12 protein-coding genes are annotated in these 13,584 nt (G+C 64.2%); 6 read left to right on the top strand and 6 right to left on the bottom strand.

The annotated features are described in order from the left end of the window. Positions 1-12: 12 nt before the first annotated feature. On the top strand, positions 13-1,749 hold the full coding sequence (locus BCCGELA001_RS12625) for a bifunctional protein-serine/threonine kinase/phosphatase (RefSeq protein ID WP_060735430.1): 1,737 nt from the start codon (positions 13-15) through the stop codon (positions 1,747-1,749). Positions 1,750-1,831: 82 nt separating this feature from the next. Here BCCGELA001_RS12625 and BCCGELA001_RS12620 read toward each other — a convergent pair whose 3' ends face one another. Together BCCGELA001_RS12620 and BCCGELA001_RS12615 are read right to left on the bottom strand one after the other, a co-directional pair. Next, positions 1,832-2,305 (bottom strand): SRPBCC family protein, encoded by a 474-nt coding sequence (locus tag BCCGELA001_RS12620; RefSeq protein WP_008567098.1) that lies wholly within the window; start codon positions 2,303-2,305, stop codon positions 1,832-1,834. A gap of 38 nt (positions 2,306-2,343) precedes the next feature. After that, positions 2,344-3,213, bottom strand: coding sequence for an SDR family oxidoreductase (locus BCCGELA001_RS12615; protein WP_060735429.1), 870 nt, complete (start codon positions 3,211-3,213; stop codon positions 2,344-2,346). A gap of 103 nt (positions 3,214-3,316) precedes the next feature. Between BCCGELA001_RS12615 and BCCGELA001_RS12610 the strand changes: the two genes are divergently transcribed. Further along, entirely contained in the window at positions 3,317-4,210 is an 894-nt protein-coding gene (locus BCCGELA001_RS12610) for a LysR family transcriptional regulator (protein WP_008550473.1), read from the top strand. A 22-nt stretch (positions 4,211-4,232) separates the two neighbouring features. On the opposite strand, the gene BCCGELA001_RS12605 is transcribed toward BCCGELA001_RS12610, so the two are convergent. After that, entirely contained in the window at positions 4,233-5,150 is a 918-nt protein-coding gene (locus BCCGELA001_RS12605; protein ID WP_008550475.1) for an intradiol ring-cleavage dioxygenase, read from the bottom strand. A 173-nt stretch (positions 5,151-5,323) separates the two neighbouring features. Here BCCGELA001_RS12605 and BCCGELA001_RS12600 point away from each other — a divergent pair, with 173 nt between their 5' ends. Continuing rightward, the gene (locus BCCGELA001_RS12600; protein WP_060735428.1) at positions 5,324-6,598 is read left to right on the top strand and encodes a serine hydrolase domain-containing protein; all 1,275 of its coding nucleotides are present in this window, start codon (positions 5,324-5,326) and stop codon (positions 6,596-6,598) included. Between the two features lie 42 nt (positions 6,599-6,640). Here BCCGELA001_RS12600 and BCCGELA001_RS12595 read toward each other — a convergent pair whose 3' ends face one another. The 3 genes from BCCGELA001_RS12595 to BCCGELA001_RS12585 all read right to left on the bottom strand — a co-directional run bounded on the left by BCCGELA001_RS12595 (position 6,641) and on the right by BCCGELA001_RS12585 (position 9,551). Beyond that, positions 6,641-7,960 carry a TRAP transporter large permease gene (locus BCCGELA001_RS12595; protein WP_083543339.1) on the bottom strand — a complete coding sequence of 440 codons (1,320 nt, stop codon included), beginning with the start codon at positions 7,958-7,960 and terminating at the stop codon, positions 6,641-6,643. After that, positions 7,957-8,469, bottom strand: a complete 513-nt coding sequence (locus BCCGELA001_RS12590) for a TRAP transporter small permease (RefSeq protein WP_060735426.1) — start codon at positions 8,467-8,469, stop codon at positions 7,957-7,959. Before BCCGELA001_RS12590 ends, BCCGELA001_RS12595 begins: the two co-directional genes overlap by 4 nt. A gap of 83 nt (positions 8,470-8,552) precedes the next feature. Further along, on the bottom strand, positions 8,553-9,551 hold the full coding sequence (locus BCCGELA001_RS12585) for a TRAP transporter substrate-binding protein (RefSeq protein ID WP_008550483.1): 999 nt from the start codon (positions 9,549-9,551) through the stop codon (positions 8,553-8,555). 381 nt (positions 9,552-9,932) lie between these two features. Between BCCGELA001_RS12585 and BCCGELA001_RS12580 the strand changes: the two genes are divergently transcribed. The 3 genes from BCCGELA001_RS12580 to BCCGELA001_RS12570 all read left to right on the top strand — a co-directional run bounded on the left by BCCGELA001_RS12580 (position 9,933) and on the right by BCCGELA001_RS12570 (position 13,560). Further along, positions 9,933-11,390 carry a sensor histidine kinase gene (locus BCCGELA001_RS12580; protein WP_060737633.1) on the top strand — a complete coding sequence of 486 codons (1,458 nt, stop codon included), beginning with the start codon at positions 9,933-9,935 and terminating at the stop codon, positions 11,388-11,390. Between the two features lie 21 nt (positions 11,391-11,411). Further along, entirely contained in the window at positions 11,412-12,557 is a 1,146-nt protein-coding gene (locus tag BCCGELA001_RS12575) for a mandelate racemase/muconate lactonizing enzyme family protein (protein ID WP_060735425.1), read from the top strand. 181 nt (positions 12,558-12,738) lie between these two features. Then, complete coding sequence (locus tag BCCGELA001_RS12570) at positions 12,739-13,560, top strand: FadR/GntR family transcriptional regulator (protein WP_193409772.1); 822 nt, start codon at positions 12,739-12,741, stop codon at positions 13,558-13,560. Positions 13,561-13,584: the final 24 nt, after the last annotated feature.

The following is a 13,584-nucleotide window of genomic DNA, read 5'->3' as shown; positions in this document are numbered from 1 at the left end:
TCTCTCCTGGTGATGACGATGAGCCCCGGTCTCTCGATTTCGGTCGGCCAGCATTCCGACAAGGGGCGCAAGCCCATCAACCAGGACTTTCACGGCGTCCTCATTCCCGAGGAGCCGCTGCTCAGTCTGAAGGGCATTGCCGCGGTTCTCGCCGACGGCATCTCCTCCAGTGCAGTGAGCCAGATCGCCAGCGAGTCGGCGGTCAAGAGCTTCCTGATGGATTACTACTGCACGTCGGAATCCTGGACGGTGAAGACGTCGGCCCGCCGCGTGCTGGACGCGACCAATTCCTGGCTGCACGCGCAGACGCGCAAGAGCCAATACGCCTATGACCGTGACAAGGGCTATGTCTGCACGCTCAGCGCCGTGGTCATCAAGGCGACTACCGCGCACATCTTCCATATCGGCGATTGCCGCATCTATCGCGTCGCCGGCAAGGCGCTCGAGCAGCTGACCGACGACCACCGCATCATCGTCTCCTCCGAGCAAACCTATCTCGGCCGCGCGCTCGGCATCAATCCGCAGCTCGAGATCGACTACCAGGCTTTGGAGATAGAGGCCGGCGACACCTTCCTGCTGGCGACCGACGGCGCCTATGAATTCGTGGACGCGCGCTTCGTCACGAGCGCCCTGAACGAGCATGCAGCCGAGCTCGACGGCGCGGCGAAGGCGATCGTCGAGGAAGCCTACCGGCGCGGCAGCGACGACAACATCACCGTCCAGATCCTGCGCATCGATGCGGTGCCCCAGCGCGAGCCGGCCGGCATCTTCAGTCAGACCTCGCAATTGCCGCTGCCCCCGCTGCCCGAGCCGCGCGCGATCTTCGACGGCTACCGGATCGTTCGCGAGATTCACGGCAGCAGCCGCAGCCACATCTATCTCGCCGTCGATGTGGAGACCGAGGAGCCGGTCGCGCTCAAGCTGCCGTCGGTCGATTTGCGCGACAATGCCGCCTATCTCAAGCGCTTCCTGATGGAGGAGTGGATCGCGCGCCGGATCGACAGTCCCCACGTCCTCAAGCCGCTGTCACAGTCGAAGCGGCGCGGCTACCTCTACGTTGCGACTGAATATGTCGAGGGGCAGACACTGAAGCAGTGGATGACCGACAATCCGCGACCCGATCTCGAAACCGTCCGCGGCATCATCGAGCAGATCGCCGCGGGCCTGCGCGCCTTTCACCGCATGGAGATGCTGCATCAGGATCTCAGGCCCGACAACATCCTGATCGACAAGACCGGCACCGCCAAGATCATCGACTTCGGATCGGTCAGGGTCGCCGGCGTCGCGGAGGCCGCGCCTGGGGACGATGCTGACGATATCCTGGGAACGGTCCAGTACACCGCGCCGGAGTATTTTCTCGGCCAGGGCGGATCGCCGCGCTCCGACATGTTTTCGCTGGCCGTGATCTGCTACCAGATGCTGACGGGCAAGCTGCCCTACGGCACCCAGGTCGCCAAAATCCGCCGCAAGGCGGACGTGCGGAAGCTTCAATATCGCCCGGCCGACGACGACCGCAACGTGCCGGCCTGGGTCGATGGTGCGTTGAAGCGCGCGCTGCATCCCGATCCGTACAAGCGGCACGAGGATCTCTCGGAGTTCGTCTTCGAGCTCCGCACACCCAATCCGGCCTATCTCGATACGCGGTTCACGCCGCTGCTGGAGCGCAGCCCGTTGATGTTCTGGAAGCTGACATCCGCCGCACTCGCCTGCGCGGTCGTGGTGCTGCTGGCGCTGCTGCACGCGCGCTGAGGAGTGCGCGATCGCGCATGGACTCCGAATGCGGGGCCGCCTCCGAAAAGGCGGCCCCGCCCGTAGATGGTCGTTGTGATGGTCAGAGCTTGCCTTCCGCGAGCAGCTCGCGGGTCCGTTTCAGCGTCGACAGCAGAGCGGCCTTGTAGCCCTGGTCGCTGTCGAACTGGGCCTGCTCGGCCTGCTCTTCGGGCCCGAACGGCGTCTTGCCGCGCAGGCCGGTGTAGCAATAGAAACGCAATTGCAGCGCCCCCGTTTCGTCTTCGAAGAGCTCGTTGATGATCGCGCCTTCGCGTGGACCCGCGGCCTGGAAGAAGGTCACCTTGTGCTCCGGCTCGAAGCTAATGATCTCGCGCAGATCGTCGCCGGCGATCGTGGCTTCACGCACGATGTGCGTCGCGCTTTCCTCCACGACCTCGCAGCGGGTACAGAGCTTGGGCGGAAGGAACAGGCGGGCGTCGCGGGCCTTTAGAACCAGGCCTTGCCAGATCTGAGCGCGGGTCAAAGGCGCTTCGCCTTCCGGATTCACTAAAACGGTAGCGGTCGAATAGATCATTTTAGGACTCCTTTGTTGTCGGAATTGCAAAATGGGCGTTAAGCCGAGGCCGCGACTTCGGAGACGAAGTCGCGATAGGAGCGCAAAGGCCGGCCCAGCAGCGTGGTCAGGCGCTCGACGTCGCCCGGCTCGGGAAGCATGCCGTCGGTGAGAAAGCGTTCGCTCATCAGCCGCATGTCGAAGGCCATCCAGCTCGGCATGAACTGCCTTAGATTCTTTTCGAAGCCGGCGGTGTCGTCGCCGGGATAGGCGATCGTGCGCCCCAGCACCTCGGACCAGACGGCGGCGGCCTTCGCACCGGTCAGCTCATCGGGACCGACGAGGTTGATGCGAGTGAACGGGAGCGCTGTGGCAGCCTGCTCGCGACGGATGAGTTCGATTGCGGCGATCTCGCCGATGTCGCGTGCGTCGATCATCGCGATGCCCTTGCTGCCGATCGGCATCGGGTAGACGCCATAACCGAGCACCACGTCCTTGATCGTGAGATCGTTGTTCATGAAGTAGGCCGGGCGCAGGATGGTGGCGTTGAAGCCCATCTGCTCGATCATGCGCTCGACACCGAACTTGCCGGCAAAGTGCGGCACGTTGACGTAGCGATCGCCATGGATCACCGACAGGTAGACGACTCGCTCGACGCCGGCCTCGCGCGCCAGATTGAGCGCGACCAACGCCTGGGTGAATTCATCCGCGACGACTCCGTTGAGCAGGAACAGGGTGGAGACGCCAGTGAAGGCGCCGCGCAGCGCGTCGACGTCGAGCAGGTCGCCCTGCACGACGGCGACCCCTGCGGAGAACTTCGCCTTCGCGGGATCGCGGACGAGAGCACGCACGTCGGCACCGCGATTGACGAGCTGTTCGATGACGTGGCGGCCGACGGTGCCGGTGGCACCGGTAACGAGGATGGTCATGGGATCACTCCGGGTTGGTGTCAGAAGACACCTCGGAAATTAGTGATCCACATTCGGACCGATAGACGGTATATTTGGACAGACCGTCTCACTGGTGGAACATATGGACCTGCTTGCCCTGGCTGATTTCAATCTTGTCGCCCGCCATGGAGGGTTCGGACGCGCCGCGCGAGCTGCCGGACGTCCGAAAGCCACCCTGTCCCGCCGGGTCGCGGAGCTGGAAGCGGCACTCGATCTGCGCCTGTTCGAGCGGGGTGCGCGCGTCCTGAAGCTCACCCAGGAAGGACGCGCGCTTTACGAGCGCACCGGGACTTTGCTGACCGAGCTCGACGAAACGGCAGCAGCGATCGCTTCCGGAGGAGACAGGCCGCGCGGCAGGTTGCGCGTGAGCGCACCGTTGTTGTTCTCGCAGATCGCGATGGGGAAGTTAGCTGCCGCCTTCGCCCTGAAATACCCCGACGTCCGGCTTGAAGTGACGACGGAAGACCGGGCCGTCGACATGGTCGAGGAAGGTTATGACCTCGTCATTCGCGTGAGTCCCGATCCGGATGAGAGCCTCGTTGGTCGCATCTTCCTACGCGACCGGCTGGTGGTCGTGGCCAGCCCCAGTCTGAAACGACCGGCGGGCAAGTCTGCTGTGCCCGCCGTCATCCGTGGCGCGAGCGACCAGAGCCTCGCCTGGGAGGTGACGAGGCCGGCAGGACGATCGCGCTTTGCAGTCGATCCTGTGCTTCGCTTGTCCTCACTGGTTATGGTCCGCGACGCGGTCAGGGCGGGCGTCGGCGCAGGACGCCTTCCATTGTCGCTCGTCAGTCACGATCTAGCCGCCGGCACGTTGATCCATTGGGGCGATGTCGACGCACCTGAGATCACGCTGTGGACGCTCTATCCGTCGCGGCGCTTGTTGAGCGCACGCGTCTCCGCCTTCCTCGACTTTCTGAAGGAAGCCTTTCCCAAGGGCACGCCCGAGGAGCTGGCAGCCTATATCGGAAACTGAGCAGCTGCGCGCTCCGCGATCGTCACGCTGTCTCGGTCGCCTTCGTTCCCAGCGGCTTTGGCGCCATGCCACCGCCCGGCTTGAGGTGGAATTCGTAACTCATCAGGTGCCACTTCCCGTTCGCCTTAGTGCCGTCGGGCAGCACGGCGTCGTTGCGCGGCTCGACTTTGGCGATGAGGTCGTCCTTGACGCCGAACACGACGTCGGAATCCAGATACTTGTCGCCGTCCATGAAGACGTGAGTGATCAGCGGCTCGTAGCCCTTCGCATTGACCAGGAAGTGCACATGCGCCGGGCGCATCGGATGCCGCTTGGTCTGCACGATCATTTCGCCGACAGGGCCGTCGGTCGGGATCGGATAGCTGCACGGCAGGATGGTGCGGAAGAAGAAGCGGCCGTCCTCGTCGGTGATGAAACGCGCCCGCGCGGAAGCGCCGACCTCGTCGTAGTTCGGCTTCTGGGAATCGTAGGAGCCGTCATCATCGGCGTGCCAGACGTCGACGGGCACGCCCGCGAGCGGCTTGCCTTTGAGATCGGTGACGCGGCTCTGCACGAACATCCGCTCGCCGGTCTGGTTATTCGGTGAGATGTCCGTGCCGTGCGCGGTCACCTTGTGCTCGCCGACATAGAACGGGCCGAGCACGGTGGTCTGTGTCGCGCCCTCGCGGTCCCGATGGTTGACGGCATCGACCAGCATGGAGACACCGAGCACGTCCGAAAGCAGGATGAACTCCTGCCGCGTGTCGGTGCACTTCTGCCCGGTGCGGGTCAGGAAGTCGATGGCGTATTCCCACTCCTCGAAGGTGAGGCCGGTCTTGCTCACGTAATCGTGCAGCGACTTCACCAATTCCTGGAGCAGGAATTTTGCGCGCGGGTTCGGCGTCTGATCGAAGCTCTTGACGACGGCTTCCGTGAGATCGGTCTCGCTGAATTGGGTCATGGCGCGTTTACCCCGGGTTTTTCTCGTTGGCCCCCAGGAATCCTTCGACCCCTTGGAGCATTCCAGAGTTGCAGCCTACACCAGCGAGCAGGCTCGCGTTAAGCGCGACCGCACTTGGAATGAGGCCGCCATTTCGGCTATCAACGCCTGAGAAAACTGCCCCGGAGGAACCGATGCTCGCCCCTACTCCTGCTTCGCCCGAATCCGTGGGCATGTCCAAGGCCGCACTCGACCGCGTGGATGCGCATCTGAAGAGCCGCTACATCGATGCCGGCCGCTTCCCCGGCGGGCATCTGCTGGTCTATCGCCGTGGCAAGGTCGCGCACAGCTCGGTTCAGGGCTTTGCTGACGTCGAGCGCAAGCTGCCGGTCAAGGACGACACCATTTACCGCATCTATTCCATGACCAAGCCGCTCACCAGCGTGGCCTTCATGATGCTGGTCGAGCAGGGCCTCGTCGCGATCGACGAGCCCGTGGCCAAATACATTCCGGAATGGAAGGATCTCGGCGTGTTCGTCGCCGGCACCTACCCGGCCTTCCTGACCCGGCCGCCGTCCCGGCCGATGCTGATCGTCGACCTCTTGCGCCACACCGCCGGCCTCACCTACGGCTTCCAGCAGCGCTCCAATGTCGATGCCGCCTACCGCGCCGAGAAGATCGGTGAGGTCGAGAAGTCGGGCACGCTCCAGACCATGATCGAGAGCCTGGCCAAGATCCCGCTGGAGTTTTCGCCGGGCGATGCCTGGAACTACTCGGTCGCAACCGACGTGCTCGGCTATCTCGTCGGCAAGATCTCGGGAATGCCGTTCGAGCAGTTCCTCAAAACGCGTATTCTCGATCCGCTCGGCATGACCGACACCGACTTCCACGTGCCGGCCTCGAAGGCGCATCGCTTCGCCGCCTGCTATTCCGCCGATCCCGGCGGCGGCATGACCTTCCATGCCGGCCAGCGGCGCGAGGGGCTGACTTTGCAGGACGACCCGACGACGAGTTCTTTCCTGTCGCCGCCCTCCTTCATCTCGGGCGGCGGCGGCCTGTGCTCCACAGTCGCAGATTATCTCACCTTCTGCCGCGCGCTGCTCAACGGCGGCGAGCTCGGCGGCGTCAGGCTGATCGGGCCGAAAACGCTGGCTCTGATGACGAGCAACCATATTCCGGGCGGATGCGCCCTGCCGGAGGTGTCACGTTCGCTGTTCTCGGAAGCTGCCTATAACGGCATCGGCTTCGGCCTCGGCTTCGCCGTGACCATGCGCCCGGCCGAGACGCTGATCGCCGGCAGCCCGGGCGAATACAATTGGGGCGGCGCGGCCACGACCTCGTTCTGGATCGACCCGGCCGAAGAGCTGATCGCCATCTTCATGACGCAGGTGCTGCCATCGAGCGCCTACCCGATCCGGCGCGAGCTGCGCAGCATGGTCTACGCGGCGATCACCGAGAGCAATCTCTGACCAGCCAAATCGCCCCCGCGGCCGCCGGCCGCTGGGGCGCACTCATTTGAGCATTTCGGGCACGATCAGGCGCGGCAGAAACAGCGACACGCTCGGCCAGATGATGACGGCGGCCAGCACGAGCAGCATAGGGATCAGCATGATCACCGTGTCCTTCAGCGCATAGCGCAGCCGCACGCCTGCGATCGAACAGGCGATCATCAAACATAGACCATACGGCGGCGTAACCAGCCCGAAGGCCAGCGAGACGATGGAAATGATCGCGAACTGGACCGGATGGAGATCGACCGACTTGGCCAGCGGCTCCAGCACGGTGCCGACGATGATGATGGCCGGGATGGCGTCCAGGAAGCAGCCCACCACCAGAAAGCAGAAGGCGATGAAGAAGCCGGCGGTGACGGTGCCCATCCCCCATGTCGAGACATTGGCCAGCAGCTCTTGCGGAATCTTGTAGTAGGCCAGCAGCCAGCCGAACGCGCTCGCGGTCCCGACGCAGAACAACGCCACGCCGGCAAGACGCCCGGTGTCGAGCAACGCCTTGTACAATTCGCGTAAACCCGTCTCGCGGTAGAAGAACGCCGACAGCACGACGGAATAGAGCACCGCGACGCAGGCCGACTCGGTCGCGGTGAACCAGCCGAGCAGAATGCCGCCGACGATGATGAACGGCGTCATCATCGCCGGTATCGAGCGCCAGATGGCGCATCGCATGTCGACCCAGCTTGCCTTCGGGTAGGTCGGATAGCCGCGGCGCACGGCATAGACGTGCACCGTCGCCATCTGCGCGCCCGCGATCAACAGGCCCGGCACGATGCCGGCCAGATACATCGCCGCGATCGAGGTCGAGATCAACCCACCCCAGACGATCATCAGGATCGACGGCGGGATGATGACTGCAAGCACCGCGGAGACTGCGGTGATGGCGATGGAGAACGAGAGGTCGTAACCCTCCTTGGTCTGCGCATCGATGAAGATTTTCGATTGGCTCGCCGCATCTGCCGTGGAGGAGCCAGAGATGCCGGCAAAGAAAACCGACAGCACGACGTTGATCTGCGCCAGCGACCCCGGCCAGTGCCCGACCATCGAGCGCGACAGCGAAACCAGACGGTCGGTGATGCCGCCGATGCTCATCAGGTTGGCCGTCAGCAGGAAGAACGGCACCGCGAGCAGGATGAATGAATTGTAAGCGTTGAATGTCTCCTGCGCGAGCGTCATCAGCGACAGGCGCGGCTCGATCAGCAGGATCGGCACGCAGGCAAGGCCGAGTGCGAAGGCGACCGGCACCCGCACGATGAGCAGGCCGACGAAGACCCCGAACAGCACCATCGCGGCCTGTCCGGCAGAAAGCACATTGCCCATCACTTTGCCCCGACCAGAACGCGCACTTCATCGATGATCTGTTCACCCGCAAACACGATCCACGTCACCCCGGCGACAGGCCAGGCGACGTGAATCAGCCAAAGCGGCAGATCGGCCAGCTCCGACGTCCTGTTCCAGGCGAAGCGGGTGAACTCGAGACCAGCCAATACGAACACAAGCGCCAGGGCCAGCACGCCGAGCCGAGCGAGAATTCGCACCGCAGCCTCCGACCGCCGCGACAGGTCCGGCCACACGTCGACCTCGAAATGCTGCGCCTCCCGCACACCGACCATGGCCCCGATCATGATCGTCCAGATGAACAGGAACCGCGCCATTTCCTCGGTCCAGATATAGGACGGGATAAAAGGCGTGTAGCGCGAGATGATCTGCAGCGTCACCGGGATGACCAGGATGCCGACACAGGCGGCCAGCAGAAATTCGAGCAATTTCGCATAGGCCGTCGTGACGCGACGCCACAGCGACGGTGTGGACGGGACAGGCATGTCAGACATTCGGGCTCCGTGCGGCAGCTCATCCGCGAGGTCCGGGCAGGAAGCGGGGCCTGCCCGGAATGATGTCGGCGGCGAAAACGACCTCAGACGACGTTGATCTTCTCGAAAATGCCTTCCGCGCCGATTTCCTTGGCGTAGGCGGCCATCACGGGGTCGGCGAGCTTCTTCATGGCGTCGCGCTCCTCGAAGGGAACGCGCTTGAGCTTGCCGGCCTTCTCGAGCGTGTCGAGCTTGACCACCTCTTCGCTCGATTCGAGCTGACGGCCGTAATCGCCGGCCTCCTTGCCCGCCTTCATGATCGCGTCCTGCAGATCCTTCGGCAGGGTCTTCAGCGTCTTCACCGAGAAGCAGATCGGCCGGATCGATACGGCGTGCTGGGTCAGGTTGAGATGCGGGGCGACTTCATAGAACTTCATCGCCTCGACGCCGGCCGCTTCGTTCTCGCCGGCCGATATCACCCCGTTCTGGATCGCATTGTAGACTTCGTTATAGGCGATCACCGTCGGGCTCATGCCGACCGCCGCGAACGTCTTCGACCAGATCGGCGCGCCCTGCACGCGAACCTTGAGGCCCTTGAGATCGGCGAGATTCTTCAGCGGCTTGTTGGCGAAGATATTGCGGATGCCGCCGCCGGCGTAACCGATCAAAACGACCTCGGCCTTCGCCGCGACCTCATCGGCGACCGGCGCCAGGATATTGGCCTCGACGACCTTGTTCATGTGCTCGATGCCCTTGAACACGAAGGGCGCATCGATGAACGGGGCCGCCTTGGCGAAGGTCGACATGTGCGCCGGCGAGACGATGCCGTAATCGACCGCCTTGCCCTGCGACATGTACTCGAAATATTGCTTCTCGAGGCCGAGCGAAGAGTTCCGGTGCAGGGTGAAGTTGACGGGCTTGCCGTAATACTTCTTCACCAATTCCTCGAACCGGAGCAGTGCCCGGTTGAAGGCGTGGTCGTCGTTGAACTGGACCGCGCCGTTCAGCGTAACTGGCGCTTGCGCCCTGAGGATCGACGGCATGCCGATCGCAGCCGCCGCAGTGGTCGCCCCGATACCAGCGAGAAATGACCTTCGCTTCATCGTCTCCCCTCCCTTTGATGCTCCGCCCCTGTCGCCGGGGAGTGAGCGCAGCCGGTCTAGGGCCGGCGTTCGGCAAGGGTATGAAAAACTGCGTCGGGACGGAAGCCAAATTCCGACGTGTGGTCCGGGCAATGACGAGCCCGCCGCTGATACAGTTCGACGCAGGACCGCGCTCACGCCATCTATTGCAGTGCAACCGCCACCTCTTCGTCCCTCCTGCAGAGGGCCGCAGCAGATACGGTCCATGACCAATTGTGCAGTGGCACAATGGCCCTGCTCCTTTATGCTTCGTCCGTCCGGCGCCGTCGCGCCGGCCCGGGATATCGACGTTTGTCCAAACTCACCCTGCCCGTCCGGCTCGCTCTCCTGGTCACGGGGACGATGTTGCCGCTGATCGTCTTCGCGGTCGGCATCGTCTTCTACAATTACAAGCAGGACCGCAACGATGCGACCCGCCGCGTGCTGGAGAACGTGCGCAGCATGCGCCTTGTACTGGATTCCGAGGTGCAGCGGATGACCGGGGGCTTGCAGGTGCTGGCACTGACGAATTCGCTGCGCAACGACGACTTCGAGAACTTCCGCCGCATCGCGCTCGGCTTCGTCGAGCAGTATGGCAAAGGCGGTCTGGTGTTGATCTCCGACCGCAAGGGCCGGCTGTTGTTTTCCTCGGCCACGGAAGACACCGCAAGCCTGCCGCGCCGCGGGCATATCGAGATCATCGAAAGGGTGTTCGCGACGAGGTCGCCGCAATATTCCGACCTGTTCACCGGCGCGATCAATGGGCGGCAGGTGCTCACCGTCGAGGTCCCGGTGTTTCGCGACGGCGAGGTTATCTACGACCTCGCCTTCAGCCCGCCGATCCGCATCTTCCAGGAACTTGTGGAGAAGCAGCGGCCCGACCAATTCTGGACGGTGTCTCTGCTCGATACCAAGGGCACCGTGTTCGCGCGTGTGCCGAACCCGGGCGAGACGATCGGCAAGCAGGCTTCCGGCGCGCTCTTTGATGCGATGTCTCGCTCCTCTGAAGCAGCCCTGTCGACCGTTTCGCTCGACGGGGTCGCGCTCTCCACCGCCTTCACCAGATCGCACCTGACCGGCTGGACGGTCGTGGCCGGGGTCGCCGAGAGCTCGCTGGTCGCGCCGCTCTGGCGCAATGTCGCCATCACCAGCCTGATTGGCGGCATCCTGCTGCTGACCGGCTTGACCTTTGCGGTCAGGATGGCGACCACGATCGCGCGCGGCGAGATGCTGCACAATCTCCTGATCGATGAGCTCAACCATCGCGTCAAGAACACGCTGGCCCTCATGCAGGCGATCGCGGTGCAGACCTTCCGCAGCGCCAGCCGCGACGAGCGGACGAAGTTCGAGGGACGGCTCAGTGCGCTGGCCGAGGCGCACAATCTGCTGAGCCAGGAGAAATGGGCGGGCTCGGAGCTGCGGGACGTGATCGCTCGTGCGCTTCAGCCGTTCCTTTTGAGCAATCCCGACCGGATCCGCTTGTCCGGTCCCGCCGTGCCGCTGTCGCCGCGGCTCGCCGTGGTGCTGTCGATGATCGTGCACGAGATCGCCACCAACGCCGCGAAGTACGGCGCGCTGTCGAGCGAGACCGGCCGGGTGACGCTGGACTGGGAGGTCATCGCCGAAGCACCAAAGCCGCGGCTGCGGCTGATCTGGACCGAGACCGGCGGACCACCGGTGACGGCCCCGGTGCGGCGCGGATTCGGCTCGCGCCTGATCGAGCGCAGCGCGCGCGACCAGCTCGGCGGTGAGGCGACCGTCGACTTCCTGCCGCGCGGCGTCGTCTGCACCGTGATCTGCACGTTGGACGAGACGCGGTGAACGGACAAAGGGATATCGGCAATGAAGATCACCCATGTGCGCACCCACATCCTCGAAGCCAAGCTGTCGCAGCCCTTTGCCTATTCGCGCGCCTGGTACGACACACGCACCGCCATGCTGGTCGAGATCGAGACCGACACAGGCCTGACCGGATGGGGTGAATGTTACGGACCGGCTAGGATGACCGCGGCAGTGGTGCAGAGCATCGCGCCTTGGCTGGTCGGCGAGGACCCGTTGCGCACCGACGTACTGTGGCGGATGGTCTACGCGCGCCTGCGCGATCACGGCCAGAAGGGCCTCGTAGTCCAGGGGCTGAGCGGCATCGACATCGCGCTCTGGGACATCAAGGGCAAGCATTTCGGCGTGCCCGTGCACCAGCTCCTCGGCGGCGCGGCACGCAACGAGGTTGCGGGCTATGCGACCGGCCTCTACCGGCGCAAATCGGGTGACGCTCTGACGTATCTGCCGGAGGAAGCGGCTGGCTACGCCGCTGAAGGATTTCGCGCCGTCAAGCTGAAGGTCGGATTTGGCATCGACGAGGATGCCGCGGCCACACGCGCAGTCCGCGAGGCGATCGGCCCCGATGTTGCTCTGATGGTCGATGCGAACCATGCCTACGACGCCGTCGCCGCGATCCGGCTCGGCCGTCTGATCGAGCGCTACGACATCGCATGGTTCGAAGAGCCGGTGCCACCGGAAGATATTGCGGGCTATCGCGCGGTGAGATCCGCGCTGACGATCCCCATCGCCGGCGGCGAGTGCGAGTTCACGCGTTTCGGCTTCCGCGATCTATTCGCCGCGCACGCGCTGGACATCGCCCAACCCGACACCTGCGCGGCCGGCGGTCTTTCCGAATGCAAGAAGATCGCCGACATGAGCGAGGCGTTCGGCATCCGCTACAACCCGCATGTCTGGGGCACCGGGATTGCGATCGCCGCCTCGCTCCAGCTCCTCGCCGTGCTGCCCTCGCACACGCCGACCTCGCTGGCGCCGCTCGCGCCGATGCTAGAGTTCGACCGCACCGAGCACCCGATCCGGCAGATGATACTGAAGCAGCCGATCGAGCATGCGAGGGGAATGGTGCGGGTGCCCGAGGGGCCGGGACTCGGGGTCGATGTCGATCGCGAGGCGCTGGCAAGGTTCGCCGCAAATGACCTCGGACATTGAAGCAATTGCCTTGCTCCTGGTCGGCCAAGCCGTCGCAGCTGAATATCGCAATGCAACATGCCCTCCTGCGACAATTACGCTCGCTTCTCCCAATCATCCGATGTTAAACATCGGATGATTGTCGCCGACGCGACAGTAGAAAAGAACAGGCCGAAACAGGCCGGCCGGGAGAGAAGTGCGGGTGGCAAGAGCGCGGCCGAAGCCAGCTGACAAGTTGATCAAGCCCGGCCGCATTCGCGCCGTGCTGACGACGCTCGGCCGCGAGATTGCCCAGGATCTCATTCCCGTCGGGACGACCCTGCCGCCGGAGCCGGAGCTCGAGGCCCGTTTCGGCGCTGGGCGCGGCGTGGTGCGCGAGGCGATCAAGACGCTCGCCGCCAAAGGTCTCGTCAGCGTAAGGCCTCGCCACGGCACACAGGTGCTGCCGCGCCACGAATGGAGCCTGCTCGATCGCGACGTGCTGAGCTGGCTCGTCGGCCAGGACGAACCGGATCGGGACCTCCTGCTGGCGATCCAGGAGGTGCGCTCGATCATCGAGCCGGCCGCCGCGGCGCTTGCCGCCGAGCGCGCCACCAAGAACGACCTTTGGCGGATCGATACGGCGCTCGCCGCAATGCAGACCGCAAAGGATCAAGCGAGCGCCCTCGCCGCCGACAAGGCTTTCCATCTGGCCATCCTGGATGCGACCCACAATCCCGTCCTGCAGGGCTTCCGCGGCGCAATCGATACCATCCTCAGCACGGTCTTCACCGTCGCTGTCGGAGGCCCCGGCGGCTGGTTCAGGGACAATCTGCCGAACCACATTACGGCGGCGCGGGCCATCGCGAGCGGCAAACCGGAAAAAGCGCGCGCCGCGATGGAAAGCCTGCTCGGCTACACGCGATTGAAGCTCTCGAACCGGAAGACGGTCATCGCCGCGGCAAGTCGCAAGACGGACGGATCGGCCGTGCGCACGGCCAGGAAGGCGAGCGTCAGTGGCAGGAGAAAACGTCGTCGGCCGTGACATGGAAGGTCTGCGCGACATCGT

This window comes from Bradyrhizobium sp. CCGE-LA001, assembly GCF_000296215.2.
In the GTDB taxonomy this organism is placed as follows: domain Bacteria; phylum Pseudomonadota; class Alphaproteobacteria; order Rhizobiales; family Xanthobacteraceae; genus Bradyrhizobium.
Note: the sequence above shows the minus strand (reverse complement) of the source record. Positions and strands in the feature narration are given on the sequence as shown.

What these genes read in the sequence shown, in the direction of transcription:
- BCCGELA001_RS12625 (WP_060735430.1), top strand. Translation starts at nt 13, where the DNA reads ATGACGATGAGCCCCGGTCTCTCGATTTCGGTCGGCCAGCATTCCGAC.
- BCCGELA001_RS12620 (WP_008567098.1), bottom strand. Translation starts at nt 2,305, where the DNA reads ATGATCTATTCGACCGCTACCGTTTTAGTGAATCCGGAAGGCGAAGCG.
- BCCGELA001_RS12615 (WP_060735429.1), bottom strand. Translation starts at nt 3,213, where the DNA reads ATGACCATCCTCGTTACCGGTGCCACCGGCACCGTCGGCCGCCACGTC.
- BCCGELA001_RS12610 (WP_008550473.1), top strand. Translation starts at nt 3,317, where the DNA reads ATGGACCTGCTTGCCCTGGCTGATTTCAATCTTGTCGCCCGCCATGGA.
- BCCGELA001_RS12605 (WP_008550475.1), bottom strand. Translation starts at nt 5,150, where the DNA reads ATGACCCAATTCAGCGAGACCGATCTCACGGAAGCCGTCGTCAAGAGC.
- BCCGELA001_RS12600 (WP_060735428.1), top strand. Translation starts at nt 5,324, where the DNA reads ATGCTCGCCCCTACTCCTGCTTCGCCCGAATCCGTGGGCATGTCCAAG.
- BCCGELA001_RS12590 (WP_060735426.1), bottom strand. Translation starts at nt 8,469, where the DNA reads ATGTCTGACATGCCTGTCCCGTCCACACCGTCGCTGTGGCGTCGCGTC.
- BCCGELA001_RS12585 (WP_008550483.1), bottom strand. Translation starts at nt 9,551, where the DNA reads ATGAAGCGAAGGTCATTTCTCGCTGGTATCGGGGCGACCACTGCGGCG.
- BCCGELA001_RS12580 (WP_060737633.1), top strand. Translation starts at nt 9,933, where the DNA reads ATGTTGCCGCTGATCGTCTTCGCGGTCGGCATCGTCTTCTACAATTAC.
- BCCGELA001_RS12575 (WP_060735425.1), top strand. Translation starts at nt 11,412, where the DNA reads ATGAAGATCACCCATGTGCGCACCCACATCCTCGAAGCCAAGCTGTCG.